The organism is Pseudomonas sp. LBUM1663 (genome assembly GCF_059695905.1).
The window spans coordinates 3,261,844-3,284,136 of record NZ_CP166792.1 but is presented as its reverse complement, the minus strand read 5'-3'; the positions used below and the strand labels follow the sequence as shown (position 1 = coordinate 3,284,136).

20 protein-coding genes are annotated in these 22,293 nt (G+C 60.7%); 2 read left to right on the top strand and 18 right to left on the bottom strand.

The features are described from left to right. Window positions 1–83: 83 nt before the first annotated feature. From ACA075_RS14995 to argH, 7 genes are all read right to left on the bottom strand, one after another. Window positions 84–1,433, bottom strand: a complete 1,350-nt coding sequence (locus ACA075_RS14995; protein WP_497299150.1) for an MmgE/PrpD family protein — start codon at window positions 1,431–1,433, stop codon at window positions 84–86. Then, a complete protein-coding gene (locus tag ACA075_RS14990; protein ID WP_497299149.1) occupies window positions 1,430–2,317 on the bottom strand; it encodes a polysaccharide deacetylase family protein in 888 nt (295 codons plus the stop codon). Before ACA075_RS14990 ends, ACA075_RS14995 begins: the two co-directional genes overlap by 4 nt. Beyond that, window positions 2,310–3,158 (bottom strand): polysaccharide deacetylase family protein, encoded by an 849-nt coding sequence (locus ACA075_RS14985; RefSeq protein WP_497299148.1) that lies wholly within the window; start codon window positions 3,156–3,158, stop codon window positions 2,310–2,312. Before ACA075_RS14985 ends, ACA075_RS14990 begins: the two co-directional genes overlap by 8 nt. A 272-nt stretch (window positions 3,159–3,430) precedes the next feature. Beyond that, a complete protein-coding gene (locus tag ACA075_RS14980; RefSeq protein ID WP_497299147.1) occupies window positions 3,431–4,255 on the bottom strand; it encodes an ABC transporter substrate-binding protein in 825 nt (274 codons plus the stop codon). Window positions 4,256–4,294: 39 nt separating this feature from the next. After that, window positions 4,295–5,059 (bottom strand): amino acid ABC transporter ATP-binding protein, encoded by a 765-nt coding sequence (locus tag ACA075_RS14975; protein WP_497299146.1) that lies wholly within the window; start codon window positions 5,057–5,059, stop codon window positions 4,295–4,297. 10 nt (window positions 5,060–5,069) lie between these two features. Beyond that, entirely contained in the window at window positions 5,070–5,948 is an 879-nt protein-coding gene (locus ACA075_RS14970; protein WP_219097390.1) for an amino acid ABC transporter permease, read from the bottom strand. A gap of 151 nt (window positions 5,949–6,099) precedes the next feature. Next, complete coding sequence (gene argH / locus ACA075_RS14965) at window positions 6,100–7,527, bottom strand: argininosuccinate lyase (RefSeq protein WP_497299145.1); 1,428 nt, start codon at window positions 7,525–7,527, stop codon at window positions 6,100–6,102. 306 nt (window positions 7,528–7,833) lie between these two features. On the opposite strand from argH, the gene ACA075_RS14960 reads away from it, so the two are divergent. Next, window positions 7,834–8,799, top strand: a complete 966-nt coding sequence (locus tag ACA075_RS14960; RefSeq protein ID WP_497299144.1) for a LysR family transcriptional regulator — start codon at window positions 7,834–7,836, stop codon at window positions 8,797–8,799. Here the strand turns inward: ACA075_RS14960 and ACA075_RS14955 are convergent. The 9 genes from ACA075_RS14955 to arnB form a co-directional block, all read right to left on the bottom strand. Next, window positions 8,750–9,289, bottom strand: a complete 540-nt coding sequence (locus ACA075_RS14955) for a GNAT family N-acetyltransferase (protein ID WP_497299143.1) — start codon at window positions 9,287–9,289, stop codon at window positions 8,750–8,752. The two genes, ACA075_RS14960 and ACA075_RS14955, sit on opposite strands and share 50 nt — an antisense overlap. A 188-nt stretch (window positions 9,290–9,477) precedes the next feature. Next, entirely contained in the window at window positions 9,478–10,857 is a 1,380-nt protein-coding gene (locus ACA075_RS14950) for a UDP-glucose dehydrogenase family protein (protein WP_497299142.1), read from the bottom strand. Further along, window positions 10,854–11,255: a 4-amino-4-deoxy-L-arabinose-phosphoundecaprenol flippase subunit ArnF gene (gene arnF / locus ACA075_RS14945; protein WP_497299141.1), complete on the bottom strand. Its 402-nt coding sequence runs from the start codon at window positions 11,253–11,255 to the stop codon at window positions 10,854–10,856. The genes ACA075_RS14950 and arnF overlap by 4 nt, the downstream gene beginning before the upstream one ends. Further along, complete coding sequence (gene arnE, locus ACA075_RS14940; protein WP_497299140.1) at window positions 11,252–11,596, bottom strand: 4-amino-4-deoxy-L-arabinose-phosphoundecaprenol flippase subunit ArnE; 345 nt, start codon at window positions 11,594–11,596, stop codon at window positions 11,252–11,254. The genes arnF and arnE overlap by 4 nt, the downstream gene beginning before the upstream one ends. Then, complete coding sequence (arnT, locus tag ACA075_RS14935; protein ID WP_497299139.1) at window positions 11,593–13,242, bottom strand: lipid IV(A) 4-amino-4-deoxy-L-arabinosyltransferase; 1,650 nt, start codon at window positions 13,240–13,242, stop codon at window positions 11,593–11,595. The genes arnE and arnT overlap by 4 nt, the downstream gene beginning before the upstream one ends. After that, entirely contained in the window at window positions 13,239–14,123 is an 885-nt protein-coding gene (gene arnD / locus ACA075_RS14930) for a 4-deoxy-4-formamido-L-arabinose-phosphoundecaprenol deformylase (RefSeq protein WP_497299138.1), read from the bottom strand. The genes arnT and arnD overlap by 4 nt, the downstream gene beginning before the upstream one ends. Next, on the bottom strand, window positions 14,123–16,129 hold the full coding sequence (gene arnA, locus ACA075_RS14925; protein WP_497299137.1) for a bifunctional UDP-4-amino-4-deoxy-L-arabinose formyltransferase/UDP-glucuronic acid oxidase ArnA: 2,007 nt from the start codon (window positions 16,127–16,129) through the stop codon (window positions 14,123–14,125). Before arnA ends, arnD begins: the two co-directional genes overlap by 1 nt. Further along, a complete protein-coding gene (arnC, locus tag ACA075_RS14920) occupies window positions 16,126–17,145 on the bottom strand; it encodes an undecaprenyl-phosphate 4-deoxy-4-formamido-L-arabinose transferase (protein ID WP_219097397.1) in 1,020 nt (339 codons plus the stop codon). The genes arnA and arnC overlap by 4 nt, the downstream gene beginning before the upstream one ends. Beyond that, window positions 17,142–18,290 carry a UDP-4-amino-4-deoxy-L-arabinose aminotransferase gene (gene arnB, locus ACA075_RS14915; RefSeq protein WP_497299136.1) on the bottom strand — a complete coding sequence of 383 codons (1,149 nt, stop codon included), beginning with the start codon at window positions 18,288–18,290 and terminating at the stop codon, window positions 17,142–17,144. The genes arnC and arnB overlap by 4 nt, the downstream gene beginning before the upstream one ends. 433 nt (window positions 18,291–18,723) lie before the next feature. Here arnB and ACA075_RS14910 point away from each other — a divergent pair, with 433 nt between their 5' ends. Beyond that, window positions 18,724–19,614 (top strand): site-specific integrase, encoded by an 891-nt coding sequence (locus ACA075_RS14910; protein ID WP_497299266.1) that lies wholly within the window; start codon window positions 18,724–18,726, stop codon window positions 19,612–19,614. Window positions 19,615–19,624: 10 nt separating this feature from the next. Here ACA075_RS14910 and ACA075_RS14905 read toward each other — a convergent pair whose 3' ends face one another. Both ACA075_RS14905 and ACA075_RS14900 read right to left on the bottom strand, forming a co-directional pair. Further along, on the bottom strand, window positions 19,625–20,695 hold the full coding sequence (locus tag ACA075_RS14905; RefSeq protein ID WP_497299135.1) for an ABC transporter ATP-binding protein: 1,071 nt from the start codon (window positions 20,693–20,695) through the stop codon (window positions 19,625–19,627). Further along, window positions 20,692–22,290, bottom strand: a complete 1,599-nt coding sequence (locus ACA075_RS14900) for an ABC transporter permease (RefSeq protein ID WP_497299265.1) — start codon at window positions 22,288–22,290, stop codon at window positions 20,692–20,694. Before ACA075_RS14900 ends, ACA075_RS14905 begins: the two co-directional genes overlap by 4 nt. Between the last annotated feature and the right edge of the window lie 3 nt (window positions 22,291–22,293).

Here is a 22,293-nt window from a genome sequence, read left to right as displayed (position 1 = left end):
GTGAACATAAAATTTGAGATCACTACAGATCAACTGTGGGAGCGAGCCTGCTCGCGATGAGGCCAGTTCAGGCAATGCAAGACTCAAGTGAGCCACCGATCAATAGAACCAACTGATTCAAGCGCTTCCAGCCGCCACAATTTTTCGAGCAATTCCCCAGCCTGCTCCCGCGGCATCACCCGCCCGGCCAGACTGAAAAACTTCTCCTCCAGCGCCGCATCACTCAGCGGATTCCCCGGCGCGCCCAAGGGTGGGTCGACACAAAGACTCGCCTGCCGACCGTCCACCGTCCGCACGCGGATGACGGGCTCGCCATCCTCTGACAGTTGCGGATCCACTTCAAGACGAATGCGCGACATCCAGTGAGCAATCCGAGGGTCGCCCCGTTGTGCCTCGTCATCGGCCTCCAGCCGGCAATGTCCATGAACCAGCCGGGCGGCGAGGGCATAGGGCAAACTCATCTGTGCCGAGGCCAGCGTGCTGACATCCTGCCCACCGCACATGTCTTGAAGAAACCCGCACAACGAGATTTCGATGTCTTCAATCTGATCAGCGCCGACCTGCAGTTGATCCATTAACAACCCCAATGCATCGATTGCCGAATGAGTTCCCCGGCACGCGGCGTAGGGCTTGATCGAGCAGCGAGCGAGTTTCCACACGACGCCCAGGTCCGTATCGAGCGCGTTCGGGTCCGAGGCCACGCCGGCCAGGGTCCTGAGAAAACCGCCCCAGACATCCTCGAACAACTTCTTCGGCCCGCTGATGCCTTGTTGAGCAAACCGCGCCGCCAGTAATCCACCTTCGGCCGCGCGGCCGCTGTGCAGCTTTTTACTCTGCGAACCGTCGTGGATGAAGGCCCACAAACCACCGCTGAAACTTCCTGCGATGCCCAGTGCCGACACAGTTTGTGCGACGTCCAGGCCGAGAATCCGCGCACTCGCCGCTGCGGCGCCGAACACCCCGCAGGTCGCGGTCGAATGCCAGCCAGCGCCGTTGTGCGCCGAGTAGCCGCCGCAGGCTTCGAGCACGCGACGGCCGACTTCATAGCCAATGACCACGGCAGTCATCAACTCGCGACCGTTGACCGGTTCCGTCTGCATCGACACCGCGGCCATGACCGCCGGCAGCACCACCGCGCCGGAGTGATCGCAGCCCCCGGTATCGTCCAGTTCCAGGGCATGGGCGGCGATGCCGTTGAGGATCGCCGCCTGAGCGGCACCGAGCCGCAAGTCAGTGCCCCAGACCAACGTGTTGCCGGACTCACCGGTAAACACCAGACGCGCCTGTTTTGCCACTTCGCTGTCAGCCCCGGCCAATGTCGCGCCGAAGGTGTCGAGGATGTGCCGTTTGGCTTGCGCCACCAGGGCCGGTGGCAAGTCTTCAAAACGTGTGTCGACGCAAAACTGCGCCAGTCGCTGCATGCGTTCAGTCATACGAGGTAATCCCGATAATGCCGCTCATACACCGATGCCGGGTGATCGTCGGTCACGGTGACAGCCGAATCGGCCCACCATTGCGCGACTTCACCGGCTGTGGCGATCCATACGTCATTGTGCTGCTGAATGCCCTGGAGCAATTCACGCAACACGCCAATCCGCCCCGGCGTGGCGATGATTTCCGGGTGCAGGCGCAGCACGTAGCACAGGCCAAACCGGTGAAACCCGGCGAAGTCCATTTGCAGGTTGGCCAGGGTGTGGCTGTAAGAGGCGATTCGCGATTGCGCCGGTGGCACCGCCGGGCTGAGGTTGAAGGCGAAGTAGGGTTCGTCTTCCAGTTCGTAGTGCAGCGGTAGCTCGATCACTTCGGGGGCCGTGGGATGAGCGAACGGCAAATCATCGCCGCGCCACGACGACGACCAGCGAATGCCTTGGTCCCTCAACGCCTCAATGAAGCCCGGCGCACCGTTACCGGCCGGGATGCGAAACCCGGTCGGACGCTGGCCGGTCAACGCTGTCAGTGCTTCGCATCCTTTGGCGATCTCGGTGCTTTGCTCCGCCAGATCAAGCAGGTCGTAGTTCTGATGGCGATAGCCGGCGCAGGCGATCTCATGCCCGCCGGCCTGAATCGCCCGAAGGTGTTGCGGGTTTTCCTCGGCAACGATGCCCGAGATGCACCAACTGCTTTTTACGCCGAGTTCGGCGAACAAGCCGAGCAAACGCTCGACGCCGCGCTGGGTGCCGTAACGCCAGACCGACAGCGTCTTATCGCGCCCGGCGACTTCAGGCGCCTGGGTCAGGATGCCGTGGATGTCGTTGTAATCGACGGTCAGGACCACGGCGCAGCGGTAGCCTGTGGGCCAGACAGTGGAATCAGCCATGGTGATGCTCCTTGAGCCACCACTGGGCGACATCGCGGCAGGTGGCAAACCACACGTCGTCGCGCTGACGCATGTGTTCGAAGAGTTTTTCCAGCAGCAGGATGCGCCCCGGCTTGCCGGTGATCTTGGGGTGGAACAGGGTGGTCAGGCACAGCCCTTCATTCATCGCGCCGTCGTATTCGCGGCACCAGTTGTCGAGGGTCAGTGCGTAGCTGGCGGTGCGGTCCAGCCCCGAGGGGAAGTCCGGCGCCCGGGTGTAGGCGAGGGAGGCGTAATCGTCCATTTCCCAGCGGCCTGGGATTTCCACCAGCGGGGTTTCATGGCCCGACACTTTCACCAGGTACGGACGATCATCGCCGCGCATGCTGCTGGAATAAGTCACGCCGGCTTCCACCAGCATCGCCGGGGTCTCGGCCCGCCAGTCGCCGGACGGCGTGCGGAAACCTTCGGCGCGGATGTTCAGGTGGTTCCAGAACACCTCGCGGGATTTGTTCATCACGTCCTTTTGCTGTTCCAGCGTCAGGGCGTAAAAGGATTCGTGTTTGTAGCCGTGGTACGCCACCTCATGCCCGCGCTCAACAATCGTTTGGCACTGTTTCGGCCAGTTTTCCACGACCCAGGCCGGGACGAAAAACGTGGTCGGGATCCGGTATTCGTCGAGCAGGTCGAGAATCCGCGGCAGCGCCCGGTAAGGACCATAACCGCCGAAACCGAAGTACTCGGGCTTGCGCCATATCGAACCGTTGAGCATCGCATCGCCCGTCGGGCCATCGAGATCGAAGGCCAGGGCGAGGCAGGCTGTGTGCTGGTCGGGCCAGGTGGGTTGTGGTGAGGAGGACATCAGCAGTGCTCCAACTATTTATAAGGTAAACACCGGACCCTGTGGGAGCGGGCTTGCTCGCGAAGGCGGTGTGTCATCAACAAGAGATGTCGACTGACACGGCCCCTTCGCGAGCAAGCCCGCTCCCACAGGTTTATCGGTAGGCCACAAAATTGTGATCGACCCGGATCCGGTGTGGGAGTGAGCTTGCTCGCGAAGAGGCCAGTACATTCAACATCTCGCTGACTGAAACACCGCCTTCGCGGGCAAGCCTCGCTCCTACAGGGCAAGCATTACTTCCCGGCGTTGATGGTTACGGTTTTGATTGCACCCAGTTCCAGGTCCCATTTCTTCAGGATGGTCTGGTAAGTGCCGTCATCGACCATGCTCTGCAACGCCACCTTCACCGCTTCACTCAACTCAGGCTTTTTCTTGCTCACGCCAAGGCCGGTGAACTGCTGGGAGATCGGCAGGCCCACGGTCTTGTACATGTCCTTTTCCTGGGTCTTGAGATACGGCAGGGTTTCGCTACCCTGCATGGCCGCATCGATACGGCTCTGACGCAATTGCGCGCGGGCATCGGCCGAGCCTTCGGTGCCGACCACTACGATGGCCGGTTTACCGGCGCCTTCGCAGTGGGCCTTGCTGTATTCAGCAATCTCGGCCGGGAAGGTGGTGCGGCGGCTGGTGCCGACTTTCTTGCCGCACAGGTCGGTGATCTCGTTGAAGTCCTTGTTCTTCTGCAAGGTGTAGAACTGCGGGCCGCTGGTGAAGTAGTCGACGAAGGTCACACTGGCCTGGCGCTCGGCGGTGTCGGTCATGCCTGACATCACCATGTCCACGCGGTCGGTGGTCAGGGCATTGATCATTTGTTCGAAGCCGGTTTCCTGCCATTTGATCTTCACGCCCAGACGTTCGGCCAGGGCGTTGCCCAGGTCAACGTCGAGACCGGTGAGGGTGTTGGTGGCCGGATCCTTGAAATCCATCGGCGGGTAGTTCGGCATGATCGCTACCACGACCTCGCCTTTTTCCTTGATGCCGGCTGGAAGCTCAGCGGCGAACGCGAAGCCGGAGGCCATAACGCTTGCGAGTACTGCGGGGATAACGATGTTCTTCATGGTCGTTCTCTTATGAGTGTTGTGAGCGCTAAAGGACGCTTAGGTTCGAACGGCAGAAATGAAGCTTTGGGTGCGCGGGTTTTGCGGACTTATTAGTATTTCTTCGGGGCTTCCAGCCTCCACGATCTGCCCGCCGTCCATGAACACCATGCGGTTGGAAACCTCACGGGCGAAGCCCAGTTCATGGGTGACGACGATCATGGTCATGCCGGTTTGCGCGAGGTCGCGCATCACCGACAGCACCTCACCGACCAATTCCGGGTCGAGTGCCGAAGTGGGTTCATCGAACAGCATCAGCTTGGGACGCATGGCCAGGGCACGGGCAATGGCGACGCGTTGTTGCTGACCACCCGAGAGTTCGATCGGGTAGCTGTTGCGTTTGTCGGCCAGGCCGACGCGAGCGAGCAATTCCACGGCTTCTTCGTGCGCCTCTTTGGGCGAACGCTTGAGCACCTGGCACGGCCCTTCGATGATGTTTTGCAGCACAGTCATGTGCGGAAACAGGTTGAAACGCTGGAACACCATGCCGGTGGACAGGCGTTGACGGGCGATCTGCGACTCGTTGAGCTCGTGCAGTTTGTTGCCGACGACTCGGTAACCCACCAGCTCGCCGTCGACCCACAGGCCGCCCTTGTCGATCTTTTCCAACTGATTGACGCAACGCAGCAGGGTGCTTTTGCCGGAGCCGGACGGGCCGATGATGCACAGCACTTCGCCCTGTTCGACTTCGATGTTGATGTCCTTGAGGGCGTGGAACTGGTCGTAATACTTGTTCAGGCTCACAGCCTTGACGATGCTTCTCATGTGGGACTCCTCAAGAACGCTTGCCGGCGCCGCGAGCGAAACGGCGCTCCAGGCGGCTTTGACCGAAGGACAGCACGGTGACGGTGGCCAGGTACCAGATACCGGCGACGATCAGCAGCTCCATCACGCGGGCGTTGGCGTAGTAGATGTTCTGGGCGTTGTAGAGCAGCTCCGAGTACTGGATGACGCTCGCCAGGGAGGTCATTTTCACCATGCCGATGAACTCGTTGCCGACCGGCGGAATGATCACCCGCATGGCTTGCGGCAGGATGATCCGGCGCAGCGCTTGCAGGCGCGGCATACCGATCGACTTGGCGGCTTCGTACTGGCCGGTGTCCACCGACAGCAAGCCGGCACGCACGACTTCGGCGGTGTAGGCACCCTGGTTGATGCTCAAGCCGAGCAGGGCGGCCACGAACGGGGTCATCAGCGTCACGGTGTCCATTTCGAACAGGCCGGGGATGCCGATGGTGGGAAATATCAACGCCAGGTTGAACCACAACAGCAGTTGCAGGATTAGCGGCGTACCGCGAAACAGCCAGGTGTAAGTCACCGCCACGTAGCGCAGGATCGGGTTGGCCGACATGCGCATGATCGCCGTGATCACCCCGAAAACTATGCCTAGCGCCATGGCCAACACCGCCATGACGATGGTGTTGAGCAAGCCCCACATGATCGCTTGCGAGGTGAGGAACTGGCCGATGTACGACCATTCGATCTTGCCTTCGGCAAAGGCCCGCACCAGGCCGATGATCGCAATGACGATGACGGTAGCGAAGAAAATCCGCCCGTAATAACGCCGGGGCACGTGGTGGTACTGGGTGATATCGAACTGGTTTTCCGCCAGTTTTCGCTCCGACTGGAGTCGTTCTGCCTGAGTCTGGCTCATGTTGTTTCTCCGTACACTTGGTAATTCAGGCCAACCACAATCCCCTGTGGGAGCGGGCTTGCTCGCGAAGGGGTTGTGTCAGTCGCCATTCATGTTGAATGACCCACCGCATTCGCGAGCAAGCCCGCTCCCACAGGGTTTGCGTGCTGCGTCAGAGACGAAAACCCTGATAGTTCTCGGTCCACTCGTGCTGCGCCGCGAGGGCGGTTTTCAAGCGGGCGATCTGCTCGCGTACCTGTTGCGGCGCGGTTCCGCCCCAGCCACTGCGGGCAGCGATGGCGGCTTCGAGGGTCAGGCTGTCGCGCACTTCCGGCGTCAGGCGTGGATCAATCTCGGCCAGCAGCGCCGGGGAGGCTTCCCACAATTCGATGTCGTGTTTCTCGCAGGCCTGGACCAGCGCACCCGTGATTTCATGCGCTTCCTTGAACGGCACGCCACGCATGGCTAGCCAGTCGGCGACTTCGGTGGCCAGGGTGAAACCGAGCGGGGCCTGTCGACGCAGCTCCTCGGCGTTGACCTTCATGGTCGCGACCATCCCGGCCATGGCCGGCAACACCAGCAGCAGGGTGTCGACGCTGTCGAGCACACCGTTCTTGTCTTCGCTCAAGTCGCGGTTGTACGACAGCGGCAGGGATTTCAACGTCGACAACAAACCGGTGAGGTTGCCGATCAGCCGACCGGCCTTGCCCCGTGCCAGTTCGGCAATGTCCGGGTTCTTCTTCTGCGGCATGATCGAGCTGCCGGTGGCGTAGGCATCGTCCAGTGCAACCCAGCGAAATTGCCGCGACGACCACAGGCAGAATTCTTCGGCGAGGCGGGAAATGTTGATCCCGAGCATGCTGGCAATAAACAGGAACTCGGCGACGTGATCGCGGCTGGCCACGGCGTCGATGGAGTTTTCGCAGACGCCGCTGTAGCCCATTTCCTTGGCTGACTGCTGCGGCAGGCGCGCGATGGCGGACCCGGCCATCGCCGCCGCGCCGAGTGGCGACAGCGAGGTGCGATTGTCCCAGTCCACCAGGCGTTGCACGTCACGCAGCATCGATTGAGCGTGAGCCAGCAGGTGGTGAGCGAAGACGATCGGTTGCGCCTGCTGCAAGTGAGTGAAGCCCGGACAGATGCTCTCGATATGTTGCTCGGCCTGATCCACCAGCGCTTGCTGCAAGGCCAGCACTTCGACGGCCAAGGTGCGCACGTGATCCCGCAGGAACAGGCGCAGGTCGTTGGCGGTCTGGTCGTTACGGGAACGCCCGGCGCGCAGCTTGCCGCCGAGGGCGCCGAGGCGTTCGGTCAGCAGGCGTTCGATAAACGTGTGGACGTCTTCGTCGTCCAGGGTTGGTGCGATGCTGCCGGCGCGGAAGTCATCACCGATGCGCTGCAGGGCGTCGAGCATGGTCAGGGTTTCCTGCTCGCTCAACAGCCCGGCGCGTTGCAGTTCACGGGCATGCGCCTTGGAACCGGCGAGGTCATACGGGGTAAGGCGGAAGTAGCGCTCGGGGCAACGGGACAAGGCCGCCAGGGCTTCGGATGGGCCGCTTTTGAAGCGCGCACCCCAGAGACGGTCGGTGGTTTGAGACATTGTTGTTTTCCTCGTCGGTAAAGCGAACTGAAATCGGCGTGCCGGGCCTGGAACCCGTGCCGGGATCGTTAAACAATTAACCGGGCGTGGTCAGGCCAAAGCAGTTTCAATAGGGGCAGTTACGAAGTGGCGAGAACTGATCGAAGTGTCAGCTTTTAATAGTTCGAAATCAGTGAGTTGGCACTGAAGTACGGGGATTATTAGCGGTTGCCAAGCCTGGTTTTCTGTGTTCATTATTATTTACCAGCACTATTTTTGTTGTTGGACACAGAGTGTTGAATAGGGCGTCAGAGGTAAATAAGCATTATGGAAACCCCACTTTCCAATTCCGGAAACCCGCCACTTAAAACGACGCATCGCGCGCCGCTGGCCCTCAGTGGCCTGGATTTCAAACTGCTCAAAGTCTTCAAGGCCGTGGTCGAGGCCGGCGGCTTCAGTGCCGCCCAGAACGAGCTGAATGTGGGGCTGGCAGCCATCAGCAAGCAGATTTCCGACCTTGAAATCCGCATCGGCATGCGCTTGTGCACCCGAGGCCGGGAAGGTTTTCACCTGACCGAAGAAGGCAGTCTGGTGTACCAGGCGTCCATTGACTTGTTTGCCTCGGTCGACAACTTTCGTGATCGGCTTAGTTCGGCGCAGAATGAACTTGTTGGTGATCTGGGCGTAGGCGTTATCGACAATACAATCTCTGACGATAATTCACCGTTAGTTACCGCGCTTAGAAGGATCAATGAAGAGTCGCCTAAAGTAAGGTTTCAACTTCAGGCTTCGCAACTGGATGAAGTCGAAAGAGGCGTGGTAGAGGGGCGGTTAGTGGCGGGAATCGTCCCGGTTTATCAGAAGCGCGAAGAGTTTGATTATTACGCGCTCTATGAAGAACGCTCGGAGGTGTACTGCGCGGTTGGCCATCCCTTGTTCTCGATGCCGGACGCCGAAATCGGCAGTCATGTGCTCAAGGATTACGAGTTCATCAACCACCGCTACGCGATTCATCGCGACAAACTGAATTTCGCCCACTACGACAGCTTTTCAGCCTCGGCGACCCAGGTGGAAGCCGTGGCGTTGTTGATCAAGACCGGGCGTTTCGTGGGCTTTCTGCCGCAGCATTACGCCGCGTCGATGGTGGCACAGGGGCAATTTCGCGCGGTGCGCCCGGACCTGATCAGCATCGTCACGCCGTTCAATCTGATCCTGCGCCACAACACCGTGCGCAGTCCGCTGGTCAAGGCGTTTGCGCGGGCGTTGGGAGTGGATCTGAAGGCGCCAGTCTAAGGTTCAAACGCATTGCACAACGGCGTTCGCCGGGTAAACCGTGGCTTACTTCGTTGTTCAATACCGCTGTTAAACGTGGGCTCAATTGTGCGGCCCCCAATGTTTCAAAGCCGATGCGCTGATAAAACCCTTCATTCCATGGCACATCGCGAAACGTGGTCAGGGTCAAACCATCGAGTTCTCGATCCCGGGCACATTCAATGGCCGCTAACAGTAACTTTCGTCCAGTGCCTCGCCCTTGAAAGTATTGGCTGACGGACAGTTCCTGAATATGCAGTTCGTTGTCGGATTCAACCGCACTGAGAAATCCCATCAGTGCGCCATCGACTGTTTGCGCTACCCAGACATCCTCCTGCTCGATTGCCCGTTGATGGTGTTCGGCATCAGGAACCGCAGCATCGGCGAGCCAGGCGAGTGAAGGGTCACAGCGAAACAGCTCGGCCGCCGAGCGCTCGATGGCGGGGAGGGCGGCGGCGTCAATAAAATTCATGCGCGGCACTGTAGCAGCTGACGAGCAACGCGAGGCTGCGTTCGGCTCGGTCCGCGCTCGGGCGAAGCAGTCGTGAAGTCAGGCACCGCGGTTTATCAGGTGAACCGCATGCGCAGGTTTACGACGACTGCGTCGCCGAACGCAGCCTCGCGTTGCTCGGCAGCTGCTACGGGGCTAGCACAACGCAATCAGGCAACCACCTGAGCCGCCGGCCACTGCTGATGTGGAATCGGCAGTTTGCGCGATTCTCCACGCCCCATCGGGAAGTACAGGAAACCATTGCGGGCGAGGCGTTCGGCGTCGTACAGGTTGCGCCCGTCGAAGATCACCGGCGCCTTCAACCGTTGCTGGATCAGGTTGAAATCCGGCGCCTTGAACTGCTGCCACTCGGTGCAGATGATCAACGCATCGGCACCGGCCAATACCGATTCCGGCGTGCCCATCAGCATCAACTTCGACTCGTCGGGATACAAATGCTGGGTTTCCTGCATGGCTTCCGGATCGAATGCGCGCACGCTGGCGCCGGCGGCCCACAGCGATTCCAGCAGCACCCGGCTCGGCGCATCACGCATGTCATCGGTGTTGGGTTTGAAGGCCAGGCCCCACACGGCGAAGGTCTTGCCGCGCAAGTCGCCCTTGTAGAACGCGTTGATGCGCTCGAACAGCTTGTGCTTCTGCCGCTGGTTGATCGCTTCCACCGCTTGCAGCAGGTCGCTGGAGCAGTGCGCCTCTTCCGCACTGTGGATCAGCGCGCGCATGTCCTTGGGGAAACACGAGCCGCCATAACCGCAGCCGGGGTAGATGAAGTGGTAACCGATGCGCGAGTCGGCGCCAATGCCCAGGCGCACAGACTCAATGTCGGCCCCCAGGTGTTCGGCCAGTTCGGCGATCTGGTTGATGAAGCTGATCTTGGTGGCCAGCATGCAGTTGGCGGCGTACTTGGTCAGCTCGGCGCTGCGCAGGTCCATGAACATGATGCGGTCGTGGTTGCGGTTGAAAGGGGAGTAGAGGTCGCGCATCACATCGCGCACCTCATCACTCTCGCAGCCGATGACGATTCGGTCTGGGCGCCGGCAATCCGCCACGGCGGAGCCTTCTTTCAAAAACTCGGGGTTGGAGACGATATCGAACTGCAACAAGCGGCCGACCTTGATCAGGCACTTGTCGATATGCGCACGCAAGGTGTCGCCCGTGCCCACCGGTACCGTGGACTTCTCCACCAGAATCACCGGCTGCTCACGATGCCGCGCCACCGCTTCGCCCACCGACAACACGTAGCGCAGGTCCGCCGAACCATCGTCCCGGGACGGTGTACCGACCGCGATAAACAGCACCTGACCGTGCTGCACCGCGAGTTTTTCGTCGGTGGTGAATTGCAGGCGTTTGGCTTCGAGGCTTTCACGCACCAGACTGGCCAGCCCCGGTTCGAAAATGCTCACGTGGCCTTGTTGCAGCAATTCGACTTTCTTCTCGTCAATGTCCATGCAAACCACGTCATGGCCGACTTCCGCCAGGACGGCGGCTTGCACCAGGCCAACGTAACCACTACCAAATACACTAATTTTCATGAGGCACTCCTGAGTTCGGGCGCGCGCGCTGGACGTGAGTTGATGGTGATGACCCCGAGCATGACCAAAGCCACCCCGAGGGTTTTTGTAAGGCTGAAGGCTTCGTTGAACAGCGGCAGGCTGGCGGCCAACAGATACACCAGCGCGTAGCTGATGCTCAGCAGCGAATAGGCCCGGCCCAGCGGCACATCCCGCAGGGCGGCGAGCCAGCACAGCATTGAAAGGACGTAGGCCAGAATCGCCCCCAGCACCACGGTGACCGCCGCCGGATCGACGCTGGAAGTCAGTAGATGTTCGGGTGACGGCAAGCGCGTCATGCTCCAGCGCATGCCCAACTGCGCTGCGCTGCCGAGTAGCACACTGCCCATGGCGAAGGTGATTCCGCGACCCAGGCTCATGCGTGTTGCCCCAGCAGAATCACGCCGCCGATCACCAGCGCCACGCCCAGCCAGTGCTGGCGGTCGATGGGCTCGTGGAAGACAAACCGGGCGATCAGGGTAATCAGCACAAAATTCAGGCTGAGCATCGGGTAGGCAATGCCGACTTCAAGGCGCTGCAACACCAGCAGCCAGACCAGCAAGCCCAACCCCAGTGCAGCGAGTGCCAGCCACAACCACGGAGAGCGCAGTTTCTCGCCCCAGGCCGACGGCTTCGCGCGCCAGCTCTCGACGGCGTACTTCTGGGCGATCTGGCCCAGACAGGTCAGCAGGCACGCGACCAATAACAGAAGCAGGCTCATGACGCGCCCTGTGGAAAGATCAGAATCACCAGATTGCCTTTTTCATAGCGTTTGCCATCCTTGGGCAGTCGTTCGATTTCTTGCAGCTCGTCCTCACCCTTGACCCGCATCACCACGCCGACCGAGCCGTTCTGCCGGGCCTTGCGCATCCACTGTTGAACTTGATCGAGGTCGACGCGCTGCTGCACCGAGTCAGGATAGGCGAGGCCATATTTCAATTCGCCTATCGTGTTGTACAACGCCACGTCCGGGCGTTTCAGGCGCCAGGCCAGGGCCGAAGCGGCGCCCAGATCGTTGCTCAGCAGCTTGCCGGTCTGCGCCAGTTCATCGGCGTGATGGAGGATGAACTGGTCGGGCATCTTGTTGGCCACCACCGAGTCGGGCAGCCCGGCGGGCAGCAGACCGATCAGCAGCAGGCTGCCGAAGGCCGGTGCAGCCCAGCATTGCAGGGGCCTGAAGGCTTGCAGCAGGTTGGCCATGATCCAGCCGATCAGGCCGATGAACACCAGCACGAGGTTGTGCAGTTCATGGTCGTACAGCGGCTTTTTCAGTTGCAGGTAGACCAGGGCGAGCAGGGTGGCCAGGCCCAGCAGCAAGTTCAGCAAACCGTTGAAGCCCAGGACCCGGCCTCGCTCCAGCTTGAGTCGGTCGGCCAGGGCATGCCCCAACAGCAAGGCCAATGGCAGCAGGCAGGGCAAGATGTAGCTCGGCAGTTTGCCTTTGCTCAAGCTGAAAAACAGCAGCGGCATCACCAGCCACAACAGCAGAAAACCGATGCTGGCTTGCCCACGGGTTTTCCACGCCTGGCGCAGCGCCGACGGCAACAACGCAACCCATGGCAGACTGAACGCCACGAGCAACGGCAAATAGAACCACCACGGCGCGTCATGCTGGGCGTCGTCACCGGCAAAGCGACGGATGTGTTCGTGCCAGAAGAAGAACCGCCAGTAATCGGGTTCCTGCGAGTGAATTGCCAGCGCCCACGGCAGACTCACCGCGATGGCCACGACAACTGCCACGGGGCCGTAGATCAGCAGCTCACGCCAGCGTTTTTGCCAAATCATGAAGGGCAGGGCGATCAGCACCGGCAACAACCAGGCGAGAAAGCCCTTGGTCATGAACCCCATGCCGCAGGCCAGCCCCAGCACTGCCCAACCGATCAGGCGCGGGCCACGGCGGACGCTGTCCAGCGCGAACCACAACGCGACCAGGCTCAGATTGACCCAGAAGGTAAATTGCGGATCGAGATTGGCGTAACCGGCCTGGCCCGCCACCACCGTTAAACTCATGTATAGCAATGCACAGGCAAAACTTTTGCGCGGCTCGTTCCACAGTCGCCGGGCGACAAGGAAACACAACAACACACTCAGGCCCATGCTCAGCGCCGATGCAAAGCGCACACCGAACAGGTTCTGGCCAAACAGCGCCTGGCTGGCGGCAATCACCCAGTATCCGGCTGCCGGCTTTTCGAAATAGCGCAGGCTCATGAAATGCGGCGACACCCAGTCGCCGCTCAGAAGCATGCCTTGGCTGATCTGCGCGTAGCGGGTTTCGTCGGGAATCCATAAGCCGTGGCTGCCCAACGGCAACAGATACGCCAACAGGAAAATCCCCAGCAACAGCGGCAATCCCCAGCGTTTGCTCATGCGCTTTGCACTCCCAGCCAGCCTTCCCGGCCTTCGAGCGTGCCGCGCACGACGCGGCCTGTTGGCAAAGCGTCCGGGGCTGCAGGAAGCAGATCGCCCAAGGGTTTGAAGCAGATGCCACGCTGGCGCGCATCGGCCAGCAGTCGACGAAAAACATTGGCCATCAGAATCCCTTCTACTTCGGCGTGGATCGTATAGACGTTGAGTTTTTCAGGAGTGAATCGATCGAGGATGAACCCATTGAAGTCCTTGGCTACGACAACAGGGCCGACCACTTCATCGAAGGTCGGCAGGTCCACCGGAATCTGCGGTGCCCCCAAGCCACCCCCGGCTAACCTCGGTTGGAACAAGCCCTGGCCTCGACAATCGCTGTTGTAGCGAAAGCCGAACGTTTGCTTGGCCTCGATCACGCGCTCGTCCGCGCGCCAACCGGCAGACGCCGAACAGTCGATTTTTTGCCCGAGGATGTCGCTGAGGGTGTCCACGCCCAGGCGGATCTGTTCGATCAGCTGCGCGTCACTCCAGCGCCCGGCATTGGCCTGCCAGCCATGGTGATCCCAGGCGTGCAGCCCGACTTCATGGCCCGCATCCCGGGCCTGTCGCATCAGGTGCCCGAGGTCGCGGCCGATGGGTTTTCCCGGCCAAGCCGTGCCGGCCAGCAGAATGTCCCAGCCATACAGGCCGGCAGCGTTGGAACGGAGCATTTTCCAGAGGAATTGCGGGCGGATCAGGCGCCACAGGTGGCGCCCCATGTTGTCCGGCCCGACGCTGAAGAAAAACGTCGCCTTGACCTGCGCTTCATCGAGGATTTCCAGCAGTCGCGGCACCCCCTCACGGGTGCCCCGGTAAGTGTCGACATCGATTCGAAGGCCTGCCTGCATCAGCGTGATTCTTCTTTAGGGTGCTCGGCCATTTCGAGCATGGCCTCGCGCAGGAAGAAATCCAGCGTGTTGCCGATGGTCTCGCTCATCTCCACCGTCGGCGTCCAGTCCAGCAGGCGCTTGGCGTTGGCGATGCTCGGTTTGCGGTGGGACACGTCCTGGTAGCCGGTGCCGTAGAACGCCTTGCTTTCCACGTCGCGGAAACCGGCAAAGGGCGGGAAGTTGTCGCGCAACGGGTGCGCTTCGAACTGACGCAACAGCTCTTCGCCCAACTGACGAATGCTGGCCTCGTTGTCCGGGTTGCCGATGTTGATGATCTGGCCATTACAGGCATCGTTCTCGTTGTCGATGATCCGGGCCAGCGCTTCGACGCCGTCGGCGATGTCAGTAAAGCAGCGTTTCTGCTCACCGCCGTCGAACAGGCGAATCGGCGTGCCTTCCACCAGGTTCAGAATCAGTTGGGTGATGGCCCGGGAGCTGCCGATCCGCGCCGAGTCCAGCCGATCGAGGCGCGGGCCCATCCAGTTGAAAGGACGGAACAGGGTGAAGTTCAGGCCTTTCTGGCCGTAGGCCCAGATCACCCGGTCGAGCAATTGCTTGGAGATCGAATAGATCCAGCGTTGCTTGTTGATAGGGCCGACGACGAGGTTGGAGGTGTCTTCGTCGAAGTTCTGGTCCTGGCACATGCCATAGACTTCGGAGGTCGACGGGAAGATCACGCGCTTGTTGTATTTGACGCAGTAGCGCACCAGTTTCAGGTTCTCTTCGAAGTCCAGTTCGAACACCCGCAGCGGGTTGCGGGTGTATTCGATCGGCGTGGCAATCGCTACCAGTGGCAGGATCACGTCGCACTTCTTGACGTGGTATTCGATCCACTCGGAGTGAATGCTGATGTCGCCTTCAACGAAGTGGAAATTCGGATGGCTGCGCAGGCGCTCGATGGCGTCCGAGCCGATGTCGAGGCCGTACACCTCGTATTGGTCGTCGCGCAACAGGCGTTCGGACAAGTGATTGCCGATAAAGCCGTTGACCCCAAGGATCAGCACTCGAGTACGACGCGGTGCGCGGCCGGATTCGGCGCCACGCAGCACGGAACCGTCGACCAGACCCAGTTCGTTGGCCAGTTGCGGACCGCTCAGGTACAAGCCGTTGTCGTTACGCTGGCCGGAGGTGATGACCAAAGAGTCTTCGCCGCAGGCAATGCGCAGCGGATCGACGCTGATCACCCGGCCCGGTGCCTGGCCTTCGTTGCCCTTGGCGACTTCTGCGCTCCAGACAATCAGCTTGTGTTCGCCCACGGCGCAGAACGCGCCCGGATAGGGTTGGGTGACGGCGCGGACCAGGTTGAACAGTTCTTCGGCCGGTTTTTTCCAGACCATTTTGCCGTCGGCGGGGGTGCGACGTCCGAACACCGTGGCGTCGGATTCGTCCTGCGGAGTTTCGCTGACTGTGCCTTGAAGCAGCGCCGGCAAGGCATCGCGAAGCAGGTCGATGGCGGCCTCGCGCAATTTGCCGTGCAGGCTCAGCGCGGTGTCGCTGCGCTCAATCGCCACCCTTTGCTGGGCGATGATCGCGCCGGCGTCGGCGCGCTTGACCATACGGTGCAGGGTCACGCCGGTTTCGGTTTCACCGTTGACCAGCACCCAGTTGGCCGGCGCACGACCCCGATAGCGCGGCAGCAATGAACCGTGCAGGTTGAACGCGCCTTTGCGCGCCGTGGCCAACAGCGGTTCGCTCAGCAGGCTGCGGTAGTAGAACGAGAACAGGTAATCGGGGTTGAGCTTGCTGATGCGCTCGATCCACAGCGGATGATTGGCATCTTCCGGGGCGTGAACCGGGATGCCCTTGCGCGCGCACAGTTTCGCCACGGAGCCGTAAAAGGCGTTTTCCTTTGGATCATCGGCATGGGTAAATACAGCGGCGATCTCGAAGCCCGAGTCGAGCAGGGTTTCGATACCGGCACAGCCGATATCGTGATAGGCGAAGACAACAGCTTTTGCGCTCATGGGAGGACCTGATCGGAAGAAATGGAAGTGAGGCCGTCAACGGTGACAACGGGTGCTGGCGTGGCGGGATGGCTACGCAGGACCTTCTCGACGAAGAACCGGGGGCGGGCGCGGACGTCGCTGTACATGCGGCCCAGGTACTCGCCCAACAGGCCCATGCCTATGAATTGCCCGCCGGTGAACACGAACAGCACGGCGAACAACACGAACGTACCGTCGCCGGCCCAACTGGCGCCGAAGACCAGGCGCAGGACAATCAGCGCTGTGGCGAACAGCAAACCCAGCCCGGCCATGGCGAAACCGACGATGCTCAGCAGCCGCAGCGGCGTGGTGGTCATGCAGGTGATCAGGTCGAACATCAGGTTGACCAGGCGCATGGGGCTGTATTTCGATTCGCCGTGTTCACGTTCGGCGTGCATCACCAGTATTTCCGTGGTGTGCCGGGCAAAGCTGTTGGCCAGGATCGGAATGAAGGTGCTGCGTTCGCGGCAAGCGAGCATCGCGTCGACGATGCTTCGGCGGTAGGCGCGGAGCATGCAGCCGTAATCGCTCATGGCCACGCCGGTTGAGCGTTGCACGGCGAGGTTGATCAGCTTCGACGGCCAGCGGCGCAGCGCCGAGTCCTGGCGGTTGTTGCGTACCGTGGCAACCACGTCGTAACCCAGCTCGGCCTGCGCCACCAGTCGAGGGATTTCTTCCGGCGGGTTTTGCAGGTCGGCGTCGAGGGTGATCACCACATCGCCTTTGCACTGCTCGAAACCGGCCATGATTGCCGCGTGTTGGCCGTAGTTGCGGTTGAGGATGACCGCCACCACCGGGCTGCACTCGCGATTGGCCGCGTCCTCGAGGATTTGCGCCGAATTGTCGCGGCTGCCGTCGTCGACCAGCACGATTTCATAATCATGGTGTAACTGCTGGCACGCCGCTTCGGTGCGCCGCAGTAATTCGGGCAGGCTGTCTTGCTCGTTGTAGACCGGGATGACGATCGACACGCAACGGATCGGATAGGGTTTCACAGGCGTCTGTCCAGGGTGTGTTCAATGGCGTCGACCACACGATTGACGTCATCGGTGGTCATGTCGGGGAACAACGGGATCGAGCACAGGCGCGCCGAGTTCCATTCGGTGTTGGGCAGGTAGATGTTGGGGAAACGCTGGCGGTAATACGTGTGCAGGTGAGTCGCGATGAAATGAATCCCGGTGCCGATGTTCTGTTCCTGCAAGGCTTTCATGAACGCTTCGCGGTCCAGCCCACAGCGTTCGGCGTCGATGCGCAGGATGAACAGGTGCCAGGCGTGCTGTTGCGGGTAGGCCGGGATGGCTAGCGGTTGCACCTTTGAGCCTTCGAGGCGTTGCAGGTAGGTACGTGCCAGCTCGGTGCGCTTGGCGTTGATGTCGTCCAGGCGCTCAAGTTGCACCAGGGCGATGGCAGCATTGATGTCGGCCAGGTTGTATTTGAAACCCGGTTCCATCACCTGGGCCTGTGGTTTGCGGCCGTGGGTCAGGCGGTCGTAGGCATCAACCCCCAAACCGTGGAACTTGAGCATGCGTACCCGGTTGGCCAGCGCTTCATCGTCGCTGACGAACATCGCGCCTTCGGCGCAGGTCATGTTCTTGATCGCGTGGAACGAGAAGATTGCCGTGCCTTTTGCGCCGACGTGCCGACCCTTGTAGAAGGTGCCTGCCGCGTGGGCGGCGTCTTCGATAACGGCGATCCCGTGTTTGTCAGCCAGTGCGTAGAGCGGATCGAGGTCAAAGGCGGCGCCGGCGTAATGCACCGGGATGATGGCTTTAGTGCGTGGCGTGATGGCCGCTTCGATGCTGGCCAGGTCACACATGAGCGTGTCGCGGTCAATGTCGACGAAGACCGGTTTGGCACCCAGCAGGCAAATCATGTTGGCGGTGGACACCCAGGTCTGAGACGGTGTAATCACTTCATCGCCCGGACCAACTCCCATTGCCAGTAACGTGATATGCATCCCGCCGGTGGCCGAAGAAAGTGCAACGGAATGACGGCAGCCGACATAGTTGGCGAATTGCTCTTCCAGTTGCTGGTTTTTCGGCCCGGTAGTGATCCAGCCGGAGCGCAATACTTGCTCTACGGCCGCTATTTCTTCATCGCCGATACTGGGGCGGGAAAAGGGGAGAAAAGCCTGACTCATGGGCACCTCGGGACAGAAGGATCGATGACATTCAAAATAAATCTGTTGGATCCAACAAAAGCGTAGGCGAAAAAAATGAAGCTGCATCAATTACTTGAATCAAAGTTTCAACATGCAGCATTCATTGACTTTTACCGAGTGAGTCGGCAGTTTGAACCAGCGCCAGGCTTGACCGGTCCGAGAAGGTTATGTCCGATTTTGTGAAAGGAACATGAAAAACCGGTCGTTGAATCGTTTATCTGAAAGTCATACAGCCACTGTTCAGGCTTCTGCCATTCATCGCGTTTTTTAGAAGAAAAGTCCTACAGAAAACCCCGCTTTATATGAAGGATGTTTCAATCGTTAGTTGTTTTTACTGAAGTGTTTCCACTCAAGGCCGTTTCGTTTGATTGATTTAGCTAATACCGATCCTGTTGTCTCGAAGACCAACCCGATGACCGTCTACCTGGCCCGACTGGCGCCCTCCAGTCAGTTGACCATGCGCTACGTTTTGCAGGATGCGGCCGACCGTTTGGGTTTCGAAGACATGAACGTCGAGGAGATTCCCTGGCATCAGCTCCAACCCGACAATGTGATTGCGCTGGTCGCAGCGCTGCGCGAAGACGGGTACGCACCGAATACCTCGTCGCTGTACGTCAATGCGGTGCGCGGGGTGATGAACGAGGCGTGGCGCATGAGCCTGATCAGTCAGGAACACTTGCTGAAAATGCGTTCGGTGAAAGGGATTGCCGGTACGCGTTTATCCCAGGGCCGCAACCTCAGGCGCTCGCTGATTCAGGAGATGATGGCGGTGTGTGCCGCCGACCCGCGTCCTCAAGGGTTGAGAGACGCAGCCATCATCGGGATTTTGTACGGTTCGGGAATGCGCAAATCCGAGTCGGTGAACCTGGACCTGTCACAGGTGGACTTCAGCGAGCGCAGCTTGCGGGTCACCGCCAAAGGCAACAAACAGTTGATCAAATACGCGCCGGCCTGGGCCTTTGAAAAGCTGCAGGACTGGCTGGAACTGCGCCGTTCGCACCTCAAGGAAGGCGAAGTGGACGACCCGTTCCTGTTCAACCGTATCCGTCGCGGTAGCCACATCACCCGCGAGCGCATCACCAAACATGCGATCTATTACATCGCCCGCCAGCGCGGCGCGCAGGTCGGGGTGAAAATCATGCCGCATGATTTTCGGCGCTCGTTCATTACCCGGGTGATCGAAGAGCACGACCTGTCGATCGCGCAAAAACTCGCTCATCACAGCAACATCCAGACGACGGCCAACTACGATGTGCGCGACGACAACGAGCGGCGTCGGGCAGTGGACCGCTTCGATCTCTGATGGACTTGATTCACGGTTCACCCAACACATGGGCATGACCAATGGTCGAGACGTGAACCGCGCTGCCAGCGGGTGGCGCGTACATGCCAGAGCTGCGCACCATCAATGATCGACCGTGCGGGTCGCCGGCGGCGGCAGGCTGCAACTCCACGGTCAAGGTGCAGGTGTTGCCGCTGAAATCCCGCTCGGTCACGACGGCGCGGCAGCCCACGGCGTCTGTCGGGCCGGGCTGGATGCTGACCAGTTGCAATTGCTCGGGGCGCAGCATGATCTGCGCCGCATTGTTGTTCCGGTGATTGTTGACCGGTATGCGGCCCAGATCGCAATGGGCCCACCCAGCCTCGATCCTGGCGGGCATGACCACGGCATCCCCAAGAAATAGCGCGGTTTGTTCGTCGTCGGGATAGCGGTAAAGGTCCAGAGGATGGCCAGACTGCACCAGCCGACCGTCGCGCATCACCGCCAGTTGATCGGCGAACGACAACGCTTCGCTCTGGTCATGGGTCACCAGGATGGTGGTGACGCCGGCGTCGGACAGCAATCGCGCGACCATTTTGCGCATCGCGCCGCGAAGACCGGTATCGAGTGCCGAAAACGGCTCGTCCAGCAACATCAAACGTGGTTGCTGTGCCAGGGCTCGCGCCAGTGCCACACGCTGTTGCTGACCGCCGGAAAGCTCATGGGGCCAACGTTGGGCCATGCTCGAATCGAGCGCCACGCTGTCCATCAACTCGGCGATTCGCTGTTGCTTCGCGTCGCCTTTGGTTGAAAGCCCGAAACCGATATTGGCGGCCACGGTCATGTGCGGAAACAGGGCGCCGTCCTGGGGAACATAGCCAATCAGGCGCTGATGCGCCGGGACCTCGTGGGTGTCGTCGACGAGTGTCTGACCCTCGAGCGAAAGGCTGCCCGTGTCCGGAAATTCGAAACCGGCGATCATTCGCAGTAACGTGGTTTTGCCTGAGCCTGAGGGTCCGACGATGACTGTCCGGCTACCTTTGGGCACCGACAGGCTGACGTTCTCCAGCGCTCGCTGGGAACCGTAATATTTGCAGATCGAGTTGAGTTCCAGAGCGTTCATCGTCCAGCCGTTCGTTTGGATTGGTGATAAAGAATTCCGGTCAACGGAAGTGACAGCACAATCATCAGCAAGGCGTAGGGGGCAGCGGCGGCATAGTCGATTTCGCTGGTCAGTGCCCAGAAACCGGTGGCTAAGGTGCGCGTGCCGTTGGGGGCGAGTAGCAGGGTCGCGGTCAGCTCATTGGTGATCGCCAGAAACACCAGCGCGGCACCGGCGGCAGCACCCGGCGCGGCCAGGCGCAGGGTGGTCAGCCACAAGGCCCGGGCGGGCGAGCGACCGAGGCTGCGCGCCATGTTTTCCAGTTCGACCGGTGCCTGCGCGATGCCTGCACGCAAACTCACCAGGGCGCGGGGCAAAAACATCAGCAGATACGCCAGCAATACCGTGATCGTTGTCTGGTAGATCGGTCGGGCGAAATGGATGGTGATGGTCACCAAGGCCAGGGCGACGACGATCCCGGGCAACGAGCTGGTGATGTAGTTGCAGCTTTCCAGCAATCGCTGCAGCCGCCCCGGTGAGCGGATCGACAGCCAGGCAATCGGGATGGCGGCGCAGGTGGTCAGGACTGCGCCGCAAATCCCGAACAGCAGGGTTTGTTCCAGCGCCGGCATAAGCTCCGCCCAGTCCCAGACTTGCGGGCCGCCCGCGATCAGCCATCGGCCCAAGGTGATCAGTGGCACACCCAGTGCCAGCGCACAGGTGGTGATTTGCAGCATCAAGCCAAGCATGGTGGCTTGAGCGCCCAAGCGCACAATCCGTTGCTCTCGTGCGCTGCCGGAGCCGACCCGGGCGTAACGCGCCGTACCGCGAGCGGCTGATTCGGCGGTCAGCATCACCAGGCAACACAGGGCGAGCACGCTGGCCAGCATGTGGGCAGCGGGGCCGTTGAAGGTGGACTTGAACTGATCGAAGATCGCCGTGGTGAAGGTGTCGAAGCGGATCATCGCGTACAGGCCATATTCGGCCAGCAGGTGCAGCCCCACCAATAGGGCTCCGCCGCAGATGGCCAGGCGCAATTGCGGCAATACCACGCGGGAAAAGATCGCCCAGGGCTTGAGCCCCAACGATTCGGCGACGTCTTCGATCGCAGGGTCGAGACGGCGCAACGTCGCTGCAATCGGCAAGTACAGGAAAGGGAAGTAGGCGATGACCGAGACCAGCACCCCGGCAAACAGGCCGTGAATGGGTGGAACCAGGCTGACCCACGCATAGCTGTGCACAAAGGCCGGCACTGCCAGCGGCGCGGTGGCCAGCAACGACCAGCCGCGTCGCCCTGGCAAGTTGGTGCGTTCCGTCAACCAGGCCAGGGCCAGCCCCAGCACAACGCACAGGGGAATCGTGATCACCACCAGCAACACCGTGTTGGTCAGCAACTCGCCGACCCGTGGCCGGAATACCAGCGGCACCAGCGTTGCCCAACCGGTTTGTATCGACACGCCGATGACGAAGGCTATCGGCATCAGCGCCAATAACGAAACCAGCACCGACAAACCGATCACCCACGCGCCACCGCGACCGGCGAAAACGCCACGGGCGCGGCGTCGCAGGTTGTCGGGTATCGCGGCGGGGATACCCGTTGGCAGGGTTTCAGGCATCAC

What these genes read in the sequence shown, in the direction of transcription:
- ACA075_RS14995 (WP_497299150.1), bottom strand. Translation starts at nt 1,433, where the DNA reads ATGACTGAACGCATGCAGCGACTGGCGCAGTTTTGCGTCGACACACGT.
- ACA075_RS14990 (WP_497299149.1), bottom strand. Translation starts at nt 2,317, where the DNA reads ATGGCTGATTCCACTGTCTGGCCCACAGGCTACCGCTGCGCCGTGGTC.
- ACA075_RS14985 (WP_497299148.1), bottom strand. Translation starts at nt 3,158, where the DNA reads ATGTCCTCCTCACCACAACCCACCTGGCCCGACCAGCACACAGCCTGC.
- ACA075_RS14980 (WP_497299147.1), bottom strand. Translation starts at nt 4,255, where the DNA reads ATGAAGAACATCGTTATCCCCGCAGTACTCGCAAGCGTTATGGCCTCC.
- ACA075_RS14975 (WP_497299146.1), bottom strand. Translation starts at nt 5,059, where the DNA reads ATGAGAAGCATCGTCAAGGCTGTGAGCCTGAACAAGTATTACGACCAG.
- ACA075_RS14970 (WP_219097390.1), bottom strand. Translation starts at nt 5,948, where the DNA reads ATGAGCCAGACTCAGGCAGAACGACTCCAGTCGGAGCGAAAACTGGCG.
- argH (WP_497299145.1), bottom strand. Translation starts at nt 7,527, where the DNA reads ATGTCTCAAACCACCGACCGTCTCTGGGGTGCGCGCTTCAAAAGCGGC.
- ACA075_RS14960 (WP_497299144.1), top strand. Translation starts at nt 7,834, where the DNA reads ATGGAAACCCCACTTTCCAATTCCGGAAACCCGCCACTTAAAACGACG.
- ACA075_RS14955 (WP_497299143.1), bottom strand. Translation starts at nt 9,289, where the DNA reads ATGAATTTTATTGACGCCGCCGCCCTCCCCGCCATCGAGCGCTCGGCG.
- ACA075_RS14950 (WP_497299142.1), bottom strand. Translation starts at nt 10,857, where the DNA reads ATGAAAATTAGTGTATTTGGTAGTGGTTACGTTGGCCTGGTGCAAGCC.
- arnF (WP_497299141.1), bottom strand. Translation starts at nt 11,255, where the DNA reads ATGAGCCTGGGTCGCGGAATCACCTTCGCCATGGGCAGTGTGCTACTC.
- arnE (WP_497299140.1), bottom strand. Translation starts at nt 11,596, where the DNA reads ATGAGCCTGCTTCTGTTATTGGTCGCGTGCCTGCTGACCTGTCTGGGC.
- arnT (WP_497299139.1), bottom strand. Translation starts at nt 13,242, where the DNA reads ATGAGCAAACGCTGGGGATTGCCGCTGTTGCTGGGGATTTTCCTGTTG.
- arnD (WP_497299138.1), bottom strand. Translation starts at nt 14,123, where the DNA reads ATGCAGGCAGGCCTTCGAATCGATGTCGACACTTACCGGGGCACCCGT.
- arnA (WP_497299137.1), bottom strand. Translation starts at nt 16,129, where the DNA reads ATGAGCGCAAAAGCTGTTGTCTTCGCCTATCACGATATCGGCTGTGCC.
- arnB (WP_497299136.1), bottom strand. Translation starts at nt 18,290, where the DNA reads ATGAGTCAGGCTTTTCTCCCCTTTTCCCGCCCCAGTATCGGCGATGAA.
- ACA075_RS14910 (WP_497299266.1), top strand. Translation starts at nt 18,724, where the DNA reads ATGACCGTCTACCTGGCCCGACTGGCGCCCTCCAGTCAGTTGACCATG.
- ACA075_RS14905 (WP_497299135.1), bottom strand. Translation starts at nt 20,695, where the DNA reads ATGAACGCTCTGGAACTCAACTCGATCTGCAAATATTACGGTTCCCAG.
- ACA075_RS14900 (WP_497299265.1), bottom strand. Translation starts at nt 22,290, where the DNA reads ATGCCTGAAACCCTGCCAACGGGTATCCCCGCCGCGATACCCGACAAC.